Annotated in this window: 10 protein-coding genes; 6 read left to right on the forward strand and 4 right to left on the reverse strand. The window is 70.9% G+C overall.

Going from position 1 to position 14064, the window contains the following annotated elements; genetic code table 11:
* Positions 1-336: 336 nt before the first annotated feature.
* Entirely contained in the window at positions 337-1716 is a 1380-nt protein-coding gene (locus tag OG488_RS04465) for a glycoside hydrolase family 76 protein (protein ID WP_329226123.1), read from the forward strand.
* Between the two features lie 154 nt (positions 1717-1870).
* On the opposite strand, the gene OG488_RS04470 is transcribed toward OG488_RS04465, so the two are convergent.
* Both OG488_RS04470 and OG488_RS04475 read right to left on the reverse strand, forming a co-directional pair.
* A complete protein-coding gene (locus OG488_RS04470; RefSeq protein ID WP_329226124.1) occupies positions 1871-4183 on the reverse strand; it encodes a protein kinase domain-containing protein in 2313 nt (770 codons plus the stop codon).
* A 212-nt stretch (positions 4184-4395) separates the two neighbouring features.
* On the reverse strand, positions 4396-4899 hold the full coding sequence (locus OG488_RS04475) for a GNAT family N-acetyltransferase (protein WP_329226126.1): 504 nt from the start codon (positions 4897-4899) through the stop codon (positions 4396-4398).
* Between the two features lie 351 nt (positions 4900-5250).
* Between OG488_RS04475 and OG488_RS04480 the strand changes: the two genes are divergently transcribed.
* Positions 5251-6438, forward strand: coding sequence for a PP2C family protein-serine/threonine phosphatase (locus tag OG488_RS04480; RefSeq protein ID WP_329226127.1), 1188 nt, complete (start codon positions 5251-5253; stop codon positions 6436-6438).
* A gap of 204 nt (positions 6439-6642) precedes the next feature.
* Entirely contained in the window at positions 6643-7497 is an 855-nt protein-coding gene (locus OG488_RS04485) for a rhamnogalacturonan acetylesterase (RefSeq protein ID WP_329226128.1), read from the forward strand.
* Positions 7498-7619: 122 nt separating this feature from the next.
* Here OG488_RS04485 and OG488_RS04490 read toward each other — a convergent pair whose 3' ends face one another.
* Both OG488_RS04490 and OG488_RS04495 read right to left on the reverse strand, forming a co-directional pair.
* Positions 7620-9188 carry a DUF2207 family protein gene (locus OG488_RS04490; protein WP_329226130.1) on the reverse strand — a complete coding sequence of 523 codons (1569 nt, stop codon included), beginning with the start codon at positions 9186-9188 and terminating at the stop codon, positions 7620-7622.
* Positions 9185-9823: a LemA family protein gene (locus OG488_RS04495; protein WP_329226131.1), complete on the reverse strand. Its 639-nt coding sequence runs from the start codon at positions 9821-9823 to the stop codon at positions 9185-9187. The genes OG488_RS04490 and OG488_RS04495 overlap by 4 nt, the downstream gene beginning before the upstream one ends.
* Before the next feature lie 230 nt (positions 9824-10053).
* Here OG488_RS04495 and OG488_RS04500 point away from each other — a divergent pair, with 230 nt between their 5' ends.
* The 3 genes from OG488_RS04500 (at position 10054) to OG488_RS04510 (ending at position 13920) form a co-directional block, all read left to right on the forward strand.
* Positions 10054-11562 (forward strand): DUF4246 domain-containing protein, encoded by a 1509-nt coding sequence (locus tag OG488_RS04500; RefSeq protein WP_329226133.1) that lies wholly within the window; start codon positions 10054-10056, stop codon positions 11560-11562.
* A 285-nt stretch (positions 11563-11847) separates the two neighbouring features.
* The gene (locus tag OG488_RS04505; RefSeq protein ID WP_329226134.1) at positions 11848-13071 is read left to right on the forward strand and encodes a metallophosphoesterase; all 1224 of its coding nucleotides are present in this window, start codon (positions 11848-11850) and stop codon (positions 13069-13071) included.
* Between the two features lie 315 nt (positions 13072-13386).
* A complete protein-coding gene (locus OG488_RS04510; RefSeq protein ID WP_329226136.1) occupies positions 13387-13920 on the forward strand; it encodes an EF-hand domain-containing protein in 534 nt (177 codons plus the stop codon).
* Positions 13921-14064: the final 144 nt, after the last annotated feature.

Here is a 14064-nt window from a genome sequence, read left to right on the forward strand (position 1 = left end):
AGGGTACGCGGGAGGGGTCGGGGGCAGCGTCGGCTCCCACATCGATGGAGGCCGACGCCCCGTACCGAACCGTCCGGCTGTCGTCGTCGCCCCCACCGTCGGCAACCCCGGAACTGGGACACCCGTCGGCACCCCGGAAGTGGGACACCGTCGCGACGCCCGGAGCATTGACGTGGGCATGGCGGCTTACTACCGTCAGAGAGCGCTCTCCTCCACGCAGAACCTCCCCCCACCGCGACCAGACGTTTCGGGAGCCCTTCCGTGAAGCCACTGAGATTCGGACCAGCCGCCGCACTCGCTACTCTGACAACGTTGTCTTCCCTTGTCGCAGGGGGGATGGCGTCGCCCCCCGCCGCGGCGGCACCCGCAGCGGCCGTGTGCAACACGTACTGCGACGCGCGGGATCCGGCGCTGAGCACGAAGGACCGCGTGCCCGTCACCGCCACGGTCTCCTCACGATCGATTGCTCTGCACGTCGACGACACGGCGGCGATGGGCTGGGCGTCCCTCGACAACGGCGGTACCGGCGACCAGGTCTGGCTGGACCGTTCCATGGACGGCGGCCGGACCTGGGCGTCGGGAAGCCGCCTCGGCGCCACCGCCGTGCCCTCCGGAGGGCGCGGCTGGCGCACCCAGATGTACAACGTCGACGACTGGAACACCCGGGAAGTCGGGGCCCTGAGGGCCTGCGGACAGCCGGCCGGCGGGGCCATCGCGTGCACGCCCTGGGCACGCACCACGTGGAACGCCGGCAGCCGGAGCACCGCGGCGGCGACCGCGCTGATGATGTCGTTCGACCGGAGCAGCAAGCTGTTCGGCGGCGACGGCTGGTGGACCGGCGCCAACGCGCTGACCGCGATCATCGACAACGCCCGGATCAGCGGCATGGGCAGCTACACCTACGCCATCGCCGAGACCTACGACAAGAACATCAACGCGCAGGGAGGGCAGTTCCGCAACGAGTACCTCGACGACACCGGCTGGTGGGGCCTGGCCTGGATCGCCGCGTACGACCGCACCGGCGACCGGCGGTACCTCGACACCGCGCGTGCCGACGCGGACCACATGTGGGCCAACTGGAACAACACCTGTGGTGGCGGGGTCCGGTGGAACACGAACGGCAACTACAAGAACGCCATCACCAACGAGCTGTTCCTCCAGCTGAGCTCGGCCCTGCACAACCGCATCGCCGGGGACACGACGTACCTGGACCGGGCGAAGAGCGAATGGAACTGGTTCCGGAACAGCGGCATGATCAACGGTGACCGCATGATCAACGACGGTCTCAGCGACGCCTGCGTCAACAACGGACAGACGGCCTGGACCTACAACCAGGGCGTGATCCTCGGGGCTCTGACCGAGTTCCACAAGGCCACGGGTGACTCGGGCGTCCTGACCACGGCACGCGGACTGGCCGACGCCTCCACGGTCCGGCTCCAGACGGACGGTGTGCTGCGCGAGCCGGGCGAGGGAGACAGTTGCACCGGGGACGGCCCGAGCTTCAAGGGCGCCTACGTCCGCGGACTCGGCGCGCTCAACCGTCAGCTGTCAGACCGCCCCTACACCCCGGCCCTCACCCGCTGGGCGAACAGCGCCTACGACCGTGACCGCAACGCCCTCGACCAGTACGGCCCGCACTGGACCGGAGGCAGCGGCACCACCGGCTACGGCTGCCAGCAGAGCGTTCTCGACCTCCTCAACGCCGCTTCGGGCTGAGGCGTCCCGGACGGGCCCGCGATCCGCACGAGCGTCCGCCGCGCGCGGCGGACCACGTGTCGGACCGGGCCCGGACGGCGGGCGGCCGCCGGCCGGTCGCCCGCCGGTGCCCCGGCGTCGGGCGAGGAAGCGGCCGGCTCCTTGCCGCCGCCGGTCAGCCCGGCTTCGGCGGATTCTGCGCGTCGAAGGCGAAGAGGGTGTTCTTGTCGGCGGCCACGATGACCGCACGCCCCGCCACGACCACGCGCGGGCTGGCGCCCTGCTCGCCCGTCAGGCCGTCGGCCTGCGGGTCCGTCGTCCACAGTCGCGTGCCGTCCTTCGGCGACAGGGCGACCACGCGGCCGGTGGCCGAGCTGAAGTACAGCGTGCCGGCCCCCTCGACGGGACCCGACGCGCCTTCCACACTTGTCTGCCGTGACCACTTCTTCTCGCCGGTCGCGGAGTCGATCGCGGTGACGAGACCGGTCTGCCCGCTCACGTAGACGGTGCCGTCCGCCATGCCGGGAGTGCCCTCGTACGTCGTGGCGAGACGGGAGTACGTGACCTTCCGTGAGGCGGGGTCGACCCGCGCCACCCCGTCGTAGCCGGCCAGTGCCGGTCCCTCCAGGTGTTCCTGCAGGAGGACGAGTTCACCGTCGGCGACGCCCATCGGCACGGCGGGGCCGTCGACCTCGATGGGCCTGCCCAGCGTCCCCGAGGCGCGGTCCATGGTGTGCAGGGTGGGGTGGCGCACCTCCAGGGCATCCACCTCCGCCCGCGTCGCGCACATCGCGAGGAGCTGGGAGCCCATCGGGACGGGAGCGCACTGCGACCCCTCGGGGAACGACGTCGTCCAGGTCACCTCGCCGCTGTGCGCGTCCCGGGCCTCGAAGCGGGAGTTGGAGGCGTCGACCGTCACGACGGCGGAGCCGACCACGAGGGCGTCCTGCGTCCGGCCCGTGACGGCTGTCGACTGCGCGCCGGAGGGCACGGACCACAGCTCGCGGCCGCTGTTCGCGTCGAGGGCCACCACCTCGGTGGGCGGGTCCTGCGGAGCGTCCTCGGCGGCGAACCGGTACCCGAGCACCGTGTCGTCGGTGGCGCCCACCATGTGCATGCCCTGGACGGGTACGCCCGGGCTCTTCGCCGTCCACACCCGCGAGCCGTCCTGGGCCCTGATCCTGGTCGCGACAGCACCACCGCCCCCGCAGAACAGCGCGTCCCCTCGCGCCACGCACCGCAGCTCGTCGGTGATGTCGGCGTGGCCGCCCGGCACGGTCCCCCGCCACGGTGCGAAGCCGTCCGGGAGCGCGGCGCCCGGCGCCGCGACGCTGTCATCCTTGCCGCCACCGCTGTTCTCCCCGATGCCGCCCGCCTTCAGGGCGGCGGCTCCCCCGCCGATCGCCGCCACCGCGACCGCGGCCGCGAGCACAGGACGCCATCGGCGGCGCAGACGACGGCCGACGGGGGTCCCGCCGCTTCCGGCACCGGGGCCGGCCGGGGCGTCGGTGCTCCCCGCACCAGGACCGACCGGTGCGCCGACCGCTTCCTCGGCAGGGACGTCGACCGGGGCGGCCGCCGGGGCGTTCGGTGCCGGCGTGGCCGGCGTCGCGAGGTGATGCTGGGTGATCATGTCGCGGGTCCGGCCCGCGCCGGCAGCGTCCCCGTCCGTGCCACCGAGATCGGTCGGCAGGTCCCGCAGCAGCACCAGGAGTTCGTCCGCCGAGGGGCGCCCCTCGGGGTCCTTGTCCAGACACGACTCGACGACCGCGCGCAACGCCGCCGGTACGGCGCCCAGCGACGGCTCCTCGTGCACCACCTGATACGCCGTCATGTACGGACTGTCCGCGTCGAAGGGCCCGCGGCCCGTGGCCGAGTACACCAGCAGCGTCCCCAGCGAGAACACGTCGGACCGCGGCCCCACACCACGCGGCGCCTGCAGCTGCTCCGGCGACATGAAGGGCGGCGTACCGATGACCCGTCCGGTCATCGTCAGCGTCTGCTGGTCGACGGCGCGCGAGATGCCGAAGTCGATGACGCGCGGCCCCTCGGGAGAGAGCACGACGTTCGACGGCTTGAGGTCACGGTGGACGACCCCTACCCGGTGGATGTCACGCAGGGCCTCCGCCAGCCCGATGGCGAGCCTTCTGAGCTCCGCTCCGTCCAGCGGCCCCTTCGCGGCGATGCGCTGGGCGAGCGTCTGCCCCTCGATGTAGGTCGTCGCCATCCACGGCTGTTCGGCCTCGGGTGCGGCGTCGACCACGGCGGCGGTGAACGCGCCGCTCACCCGCCTCGCCGCCGCCACCTCCTGCCGGAAACGGATGCGGAATTCGTCGTCCCCCGCGAACTGCTGGTGGATCAGCTTGATCGCGACAGGCCGCCCCGAGCTCGTACGGGCCAGGAAGACCGTGCCCATGCCGCCCGATCCGAGCCGCGCCTCGAGCGGATAGCCGCCGATCTCGGCCGGGTCACCTCCGCGCAGCGACACTCTTCCCGCCCTCCCGTCCCCCGTGCACCACTCTCACCACGGGCCCGCGTACCTGTCCTGCACACAAACTAGCCGCAGGGCAGTGCGGCGGAGCGAAGCGGGTGACGAACGGGGGACGCGGGACGGCCTGCCGACCGCGCTCGGCAGGGGCTCGGTCGCGGCGACGCCGGTGAGAACGGCTGAACCGGTGAGGGCGCCGTGCGGCCCCTGCGTCACGGCAACGAGCGTGTGAGCCATGCCACTTCGCCGTTCTCCTCCGTGGAGACGTGATCCCGCTCGAACCCGAGCTTCTCGAGGACTCGGAGAGACGGGGTGTTCCACGTGCCGACGGTCGCCCATAGCCTCTTCCGCCCTGTCGCGGCAGCGGCGTCGAGCACCGCCCTCGCCGCCTCGGTGGCGTATCCGCACCCGTGCACGCGGCGGAACAGCTCGTACGCGATCTCCGGCTCCTCCACGGTGGAACGGCCGATGATCAACCCGCAGTAGCCGATGAAGTCGCCTTCGTCACGCCGCTGGATGGGCAGGAGGGCGAACCGCGTCGTCTCCGTCTCGGTGAGCAGCTTCGCGATGGCCGTGCGGGTGCGGTCGACCGTGGGCGTCTCCTTGCCGCGTTCGGAGAGGAGTGCGCGGAACTCGGCGGCATCCGACTCGTCCCACGGCCGCAGTACCAGCCGCTCGGTCCCGAGGTGGAAGGGCATCGTCTCGTAAGGGGGCATGGGCCCACTCTGCCGCCTCGACGCGGCGGGGCCCCAGCCATGCGCAGAACGGCTCGGCACGCCCGCCGTCGCCGACCGGGCAGGCGGCACGGACACGCCGCGCGGCGAGTCGCGTCAGGATGAGCGCCATGTCCGGATCAACGTGGTGCGAGCGACCGCAGGACGCTCCTCCCCCGTATTTCCTGCCCACTGGACGCGGTCATAATCCACGATGCGGCTCGACGGTGTGATGTGCGCCTTGACGTGCGCTTTCGCGTGTCTGCCCTCGACGAATCGCCGGGCAGGAAGGACGTTCCGGGTGAGGTCGGCGAAACCCGGGGAATAAGTGGCGACAGATGATGGGAGGTTGCCATGGATGGCAGAGATCTGGAACTCGGCGAGCTTCTGGCCGCCGCGGAGTCCGCGCCGCCCGGGGAGTCCGTCGGCGTGATCGCGCACGACCTGCGCAAGCGCTTCGGAGCGGAGAGTGTGTCGTTCCTGTTCGTCGACCTCATGGGAGAGCGACTGCTGCGCCTGACCGCACCCGTCGAGGGTGACGTGGCCGACCCCGCGGAGCAGATCGCCTTGCAGGGCAGCGTCTACGACACGGTGCTCCGCAGCCAGCGCCAGTACGTGGAGCCGGACGGTCAGGGCGGCAGCCGCGTGATCTCACCGGTGAGCAATCGCGGCGACTGCATCGGTGTGCTGGAGGTGACCCTGCAGTACGCCGACGACACCGTCCTCGGGCAGATCAAGGACGCGGCGCACGCACTGGCCTACATCATCGTGACGGACCGCCGCTTCACCGACCTGTACCACGCAGGCCGGCGCACCACGCGGACCAGCCTGGCCGCCGAGGTCCAGCACCAGCTGCTCCCCTCGTCGTCCTGCTGCGAGGCTCCCCAGTTCACCCTCGCCGCCGGCCTGATCCCGGCGGACGACATCGGCGGGGACACCTACGACTACACCCTCGATCGGAACACGCTGCACCTGTCCATCACCGATGCCATGGGCCACGACACCGAGTCCGCCCTGCTGGCCACGTTGGTCACGGCCGCGTTGCGTGGCGCCCGACGCACGGGCTGCGACGCCCTGCGCCAGGCCGACCGCGCCCACGAGGCCCTGCTGAGCCACAGCCGTGGGCTGGTCACCGGACAGTTGCTGTGCATCCGTCTGGACACGGGCATGTGCGAACTGGTCAACGCGGGGCACCCCTGGCCTCTGCGCCTGCGGGAGGGTGCCACGGAGGCCGAGGAGGTCCAGCTCGCCGTCAACCTGCCGTTCGGCGTCGCCGCACCCACCTCCTACCGGCTCCAGGAGCTGCAGTTGAACCCGGGCGACCGTCTGGTCCTGCTCACCGACGGCATGCAGGAACGCGGTGCCTCGGCCGTCGACCTGGCCGCTCTCGTGGGCGAGACCCGCGCCTCGCACCCCAGGGAGGCCGTACGCGCCCTGACCACGGCGGTGCTGGAAGCCTGCCGCGGCAACCTCAAGGACGACGCCACCGTCGTCATACTGGACTGGCACGGCACCGAGGGGCCCGCTCCACTCGGTGCGTAGACACTGCACGGTGGTCTCCTGCGCCTGCGTCCGTCCAGCAGGCCGAGCACGACCGGCATCGGGCGCAGGGGGCGTCGGCGTCGTAGGGCGCGGCCGCACCCGTGCTCCACGTCGTGCGCCCCGTCGCCCGGTCACGGCAACCTTTTCCGTCCCGGCTGCCACTGGACTCCGACGATTCTCCAACGACTCTGCAGAGAAGGTCGGATGAGCCCTACAGCCATGGCCGGTGGCAGCCGCAGACGCTTCCTCCTCGGCGCCGCCGGCGCGTTGGGTGCCGGAGTCGCGGGCGCCCTGGGCGTTCCCCGTTCCGCATCCGCCGCCGCCCCTTCCGCATCCGCCGCCCCCGGAGGAAGGGGTGCGGCGGCGACCGGCACCGTGTACATCGCGAGTGACTCCACCGCGCAGACGTACAGCTCGGGCTACTACCCGCAGGCCGGATGGGGGCAGAAGCTGTCCTCGTACTTCACCTCGAACGTCACGGTCACCAACCGCGCCATCGGCGGGCGCAGTTCGCGGTCGTTCATCGAGCAGGGACGTCTGGCCGCGATCCACGACGTGATCAAGCCCGGTGACTACCTCTTCGTGCAGTTCGGACACAACGACGCGACCGTGGGCAATGCCGAGCGGTACACACCGCCCGCCGACTACAAGGAGTACCTGCGCAACGACTACATCCGCGCGACCCGGGCCCTGGGCGCGACACCGGTCGTGGTGACGCCCGTGTCGCGGCGCTCCTTCAACGCCTCCACCGGGAAGTTCAACGTCTCCTTCCCCGCCTACGTGGACGCTGCGAAAGCCGTGGCGCAGGAGGAGGGTGCGGCACTCGTCGACCTCGCGGCGGCCAGCCGGGCCTACCTCGACGGGCTGGGGGTGGAGGCGTCCAAGGCGATCTTTCTGTGGCTGAGCGCCGGGCAGTACCCGAACTTCCCCGACGGCGTCCAGGACAACACCCACTTCCAGGAGCGGGGCGCCGTCGAGATGGCGCGCCTCGTCTCCCGTTCGGTGGCGGGGCTGGGCCTGCCGCTCTCGGGTGAGGTGGTGCCCACGGCCGCCGGATGAGGAGGCGCGCGGTACGGGTACGCCCGAGCCGGTGCCGATACGGCCGCGGCGGTACGGGCACGCCCGTGCCGGCACGCGTCCGGAGCGCCTCGTCGTGGAGGCGCTCCGGAGCGTCCGTTCCCTCAGGACGCTTCCTGCTTGGCGGCCTTCGCCGCCCGGTCGCCTTCCGGGCTCGCGGCACGCACCAGCTCCGCGGAGCGGATGGTGCGCGTACCTCGCGAGACCCTCAGCCGCACCTGGGCGCCGGTCGCGATGCCCTGCGACGCCGCGGGCAGCGCCCAGGCGGTGGTCACGTCCGTGTCTCCCTCGTCCAGGGCCAGGAACCGCGCCGCCCTCCTGCCCTTGCGCGACTCCATCCGCAGCACCTCACCGGTGACCGTGTCGGGCTCCCGCCGTTCCAGACAGGCGAGTGCCAGGAAGTACACCGCCACCGCGCCGAAGACCGTGATCACCGCCCACTCGGCGGCCACAGGGCCCTCGTGGACCGCCGTGTCCCTGAACCATCCGTGGCTGCCGGGCGCGAAGTTCCCGGGCATCATCGCCAGGAACGCGACGAACAGGGTCCACCGGCGGAACATGTCTGCCACCACGAGGGCCAGCAGCGCCACGCCCACCCAGACGGCGCTGAGCACCACCCCCGGCCTGCGCAGCGAGCCCTCGTCGACCGCGACCACCCAGTCGGGCTGCCTCAGCACGGCGAAGGCGCAGAAGCCCACCGCGACGACGGCCGCCGCGGTCGCCAGATGCAGCAGCCGGTACGTCGAGCCACCGAAGCCGGGGCGCAGCCGTGGATAGCGGATCCTCACCGGGCGCCAGGTCCCTCCGTACGAGGACCAGACGCGTCGCCGGTCTCCGGAGTCGAAGCCGAGGAGCCGGCTGGTCAGGCTGGTGACGCCGAGCGCGGTCCCGTACGAGAGATAGCGGTCCCACACCGTCACGGCTGCGGGGGGCAGCTGGGCGAAGTCCTCGTGAGCCGTCAGCCAGGCGCGTAGTCCGGCCCAGTGCCCGGCGCGTTCGAGGCCCTTCGGCGTCGCCCGCTCGCCGAGCGATCTGGCGAGCAGGAAGGCCAGCGCGACCCCCGGGGCCACACCGACGGCGGCCGCGGCGCGCACGCCGTGCTCTCCCATGACCGCGGCCACGGCGAACAGCGCGCCGGGCACGAAGGCACCGATCAGCAGGGCGCTGCCGAGCAACGGCGCGAACCGGTACCGGGACAGGCCGCGCAGCCGGGCCTCGGCGATGATCTCCTGGCGCAGCGCCGTGTTCCACGCGGCGGCGCGCTTGTCGTCGCGGAAGGCGATCGCGCCGATGGGCGCTCCGCCGTTCGCCGCGCGCGCGAGGACGCGCTCCAGCACCCGCTGCTCATGCGGCAGGAGCAGTGGTGCCGACCGGCCGGCCTCGGTGACGTGCACGGTACTGCGGGCCGGGTCGTCGCCCGGCTGCCGCAGCTCGACCAGTCCGCGGGCCGCGAGGTCCAGCAGGGTGGCCGCGGCGGCGTGCTCCACACCACGCCAGCGGTTGCCGAGCAGGCTGACCACGGCCGGTGTTTCGGGTTCGTCCCCGAACTCCTGGGTCGCGGGCCCCGGCGTGACCACGCCGTTCCGGGTGGCGGCCAGGGCGAGCCCGAAGACGACGAGCCAGAGCACGATCAGGCCGGCGCCACCCCAGTAGAGCTGTTCGATGAGCGTCACGCGAACCTCACCTGGACGGCGTCCTGCGCCGCTCCGGGAGCCTCGAAGTACTCCCGCCGCTCATGCGCGCCGCCCAGTCCCGCCACGATGTTCCCCGGGAAGCTCTCGAGGGCGGTGTGGTAGCTCTGCACGGCGCTGTTGTAGAACTGCCGCGCGTACGCGATCTTGTCCTCCGCCGACCTCAACTCGACCTGCACCGTACTGAAGTGCTGATCCGCCTTGAGCTCCGGATAGCTCTCCCCGAGCGCGAACAGCTTCCCCAGCGTCGCGGTGAGCGCGTCCTCGGCGGCGGCCCGGTCCGTCGCGCCGAGCCCACCGCCCATGGCCTCTCCGCGCGCGGCGGTGACCGCTTCGAAGGTGCCGCGCTCATGGGCGGCATAGCCGCGCGCCCCCTCGACGAGATTCGGGATCAGCTCGTGGCGTCGCTTCAACTGCACATCGATCTGCGCCCACGAAGCCTGCGTCTGATTCCGCAGCCGGACGAGCCGGTTGTAGGTCCGGACGACCCACCATCCGCACACAACGACACATACCGCAAAAATCGCACCCACAATGACACCCACGGTGTCGCCCCCAAAGGCCCTGAAGATCCGACCCCCCTGGCCGATCGTCGCGATCTTATGCGGGGCTGTCATGCTCCGCACAGCGGGGGCGTTCTCGACATGGCTGGCGGTGGCCGCGTTCGGTCGCGCGCACGGTCCTGCCGTCTCAGCGGCCTGAATCCGCGGCCTCCGACCCCGCCCGGACTGCGATCCGTGCAGGTTGCGGCTCCGGGCCCGTCGATGGCCGGAGTACGGCCGCGGTGACGTCGGTCCGCTGACGTATCCTTCCGGCCACCGCACGCTGACTCGGAGGACCAAGAGAATTGACTGGCCTGCCTGCCTTCCCGCTGCCTTTCCGCACCTCCCGTTCCATATCGTTCGCGACACCCCGGACGCTGCGGGAACTCCAGATGATGCAGTGCAGCGCGCACATCCGGGCGAAGTCCGGGTGGTTCGACAAGATGAACGATGCCGACATCGTCGCCAGGTGGACGAACGAAGCCGTGGCCCAAGGACTCACGGAAGCGCAGGTTCGCTACGTGCTCGCCGAACTCGCGCACTACGCCGCGCTGCGGGACGGTGAGACCGGCATCGAGGTGTCGGCCGTCGACGGCGTGTGGCAATCGGACACACTGGTCGACGACACGCTCAGGGGCCGACTGCGCGAGGCCGCCCGGGTTCTGGAACAGGTCCCCGAAGCAGAGCAGGACTGGCATCCCGGATCTGACGGCCAGGTGATGGACCTGGTCCATCCCTCACTGTTCTGCCTGGTGAGAGGGGTGAGCGGTGCGCCGGAGCACGCTTGGCGGAACCCGACGGACCGCTACTCGGCATACGAGTTCTCGGAGAAATTCCAGTGGCTTCCCACGGACATCGACATCAGTTCCGACGGTGATGTCCACTTCCGTTCCTACGTCAACAACGTCCACCCGGAGAATCATCATCAACTGGTCTCCGTCCTCCCGGAACTGTTCGCACGCCTGCGTCCCCTTTTCGAGAACGTACTGACCGATCTGCGCCATCCGCGCCCCCTCCGGATCGAGGCCGATCCTTACGGGTGGTACGACTCCGAGCCTGAGCACCCGGAAAAGTCGTCCTACGGAGATGACGAGGCATACGCGGAAGCCCTCGGCGCGTGGGAGCAGGCCCAGGACGACTGGTGGGAAAACCGCCGACCGGTCATCCCTGACGCCCCCGCCTTCGCCCCGCCCGAGTTGCCCGACTCATCTGCCCGGGTCGACCTGCGTGGACGCCGCCTCCAGGTCATCGTCAAGCTCGCCACCATTCACCTCACCCCGGACAAGTCCGAGTACGCGGGCGGTTCCTGGCATGTCGAGGGGATGATGAACGAGCGGATCGTCTCGACCGGGATCTATTACTGGGACAGCGAGAACATCACCGAAAGCCGGCTGGGTTTCCGGGCGGCGCTCGACGACCCCCGCTACGAACAGAACGACGACAACGGACTGCGTGAGGTCTACGGCCTGGAGGACGAGGACGCACTGAACCAGCCACTGGGATCGGCGACGACCCCGGCCGGCCGCTGCCTGGCGTTCCCGAACGTCCTGCAGCACCGAGTCGGCTCATTCCGCCTCGCGGACGCCACCCGCCCCGGATATCGCAAAATTCTCGCGTTCTTCCTGGTCGACCCTTCGGAAGGAATCGTCTCGACGTCCGATGTCCCTCCGCAACAACCATGGTCCGAGACCACGACCATGACGCTTGAACAGGCCAGGGACTTTCGCGAACAGCTCATGCAGGAGCGCAAGTTCTTCGTCGACGAGCACAACGAGCAGCTCTACGAACGGGAATTCTCCCTCTGCGAACACTGAGCGTCTTCCGACCTGACGGGGGTGCCCACCCCCGCCTGACCCCGCCCCGACCGGTGCCGCCCAGGGCCGTGGCCGACGCGGACCGAGTCCAGGAGGCTACGCTGCCGGGGGTGCCGGCGGAGGAGTTCGGTACGCAGAGCCTGCTCTCCCGCGTCGGCCGGTCAGGACTGCTGGGGCTGCAACGGCCAACCACGAGCTCTGGTGGTCCGGCAGCTGCGGCCGGAGCAGAATCGGGCATCGGCGGCGGATCCCGCATCCGCCGGACAGAACCGCAGGAGGGGAAGCGTGACCGAGACGAGCGACACCCGATCCGCCGGCAGTGAAGCCCAAGAGGCGCCACGGAGCCGGCTGCAGCGCCTGATGCGCTACATCCCTCTGATCGCCCCCGTCCTGCTGTGGGTCGTGCCGTGCTGGGTGCTCGTGCACGGCGGTCAGCACTGGCCCCTTCCCGTCACGCTGATCGGCACCGCCCTGTTCGCCCTCGGCCTGATCGGCATGCCGCTCGCGATGGTGCGCGGCCACGGCCGCCGCCAGCAGGACCGGGCGGCGATCGTCGGTGACACGCTGCTGGGCGGCATCTGGGTCCTGTTCACCTGGTCCGTCCTGCTCGGTGTCCTGCTGCGGCTCGCTCTGACCGTGGCCGGTGCCGGTGACGGTCAGAGCCGGGCGCGCATCGTCACCTGGGCCGTCCTCGGCGTAGCCGCCGTGCTGCTCGCCTGGGGGAACTTCGAGGCCCGACGCGTGCCACGCGTGCGGCAGCTCGACGTGCGACTCCCCCGTCTGGGGGCTGGGTTGGACGGCACCCGGGTCGTCCTGATCACCGACACCCACTACGGTCCGCTCGATCGCGCCCGCTGGTCGGAACGGGTCTGCGAGACCGTGAACACGTTGGAAGCCGACGTGGTCTGCCACACCGGCGACATCGCGGACGGAACAGCCGAACGACGCCGCGCCCAGGCCACCCCGCTGGGCAGCGTGCAGGCGACTCGGGCACGTGTCTACGTCACCGGCAACCACGAGTACTACAGCGAGGCCCAGGGCTGGGTCGACCTGATGGACGAGCTGGGCTGGGAACCGCTGCGCAACCGCCATCTGCTGCTCGAACGAGGCGGTGACTCCCTCGTGGTCGCCGGCGTCGACGACGTCACCGCCGAGTCCTCCGGGCTGGCGGGCCACCGCGCCCACCTCGACGGAGCCCTCCAGGGCGCCGACCCCGAGCTTCCCGTCCTCCTCCTCGCCCATCAGCCCACGTTCGTCGACCGCGCGGCAGCCCAGGGCGTCGATCTCCAGCTCTCCGGCCACACCCACGGCGGCCAGATCTGGCCCTTCCACTACCTGGTCCGCCTGGACCAGCCGGCCCTCGCCGGCCTCAGCCACCACGGCGCCCGCACCCTCCTCTACACCAGCCGCGGCACCGGCTTCTGGGGCCCGCCCTTCCGCGTCTTCGCCCCCAGCGAGATCACCCTGCTCGTGCTCCGCTCCCCGCAGCAGGCCACCTCGCCCCAGTGACCTGGTTCGGGAATCCGGCAGCGGCAGCGATCGATGCGGTCGGTGATCTGGTGTCCCGTGCGCGACCGGCAGGCGCTCCACCTGCCATCCGGCGTGCCTCACCCATCAAGACGGCCAACGCGCCCCACCTGTGGTCGACCTTGACGTCATGACCTCGTCCGCCGGGCCCGACCGTACGAACTGGTTGTCGGCGAGCTCACTCCTTCCGGTAGCGGAGGCCGCCCCACCGTCACGCTTCTCGCCATACGCGGTTGGGCAGTTGCACCCATTGAGCCACGTCCGGGATCCACGGACCGCAGGAGACAGGGGACGAACGTGCGAACTGAGGCCACCGAGAGGGCCGAGCTGGTCTTCTCCCTCTTCGACGCCAACGGCAACGGGGTCCTCGACTCCGACGACTTCGACCTGATGACGGCACGCGTTCTGGAGGCGGCGGTCGCATCGGACGACGGCGCCAGGGAGGCCATCCGGGCCGCCTTCCGCCGTTACTGGACCACGCTGGCCACGGAGCTGGACGCCAACGGCGACGGTGTGATCAGCGTCGACGAGTTCCGTCCGTTCGTGCTCGACCCCGAGCGTTTCGGTCCTACGATCACGGAGTTCGCCGAGGCGCTCGCCGTACTCGGCGACCCCGACGGGGACGGCCTGATCGAGCGCCCGCTCTTCGTGTCGCTGATGAGGGCGATCGGCTTCGCGGAGGCGAACATCCACGCGCTATTCGACGCCTTCGGCCCGGACGCCGAGGACCGCATCACCGTGACCACCTGGGCCAGGGGCATCGAGGACTACTACGCCCCGGACCTGGGCGGGATTCCGGCTGACCAACTGGTGGCTGTCCGGGCCGTCTGACACAGCCCGGGCATGAGCGTCCCCGTGGCGGCCGCGGGCCGTCACGGGGACGCCGCCTGGCGCCACCCCCCACCCGGCTCGCACCCACGCGCGGGCGTTCGGTCCCCTGTGGGAGCACCGCGGTGCCGGGGGCCGTGCGGACGG

The organism is Streptomyces sp. NBC_01460, from assembly GCF_036227405.1.
Taxonomy (GTDB): Bacteria; Actinomycetota; Actinomycetes; order Streptomycetales; family Streptomycetaceae; genus Streptomyces.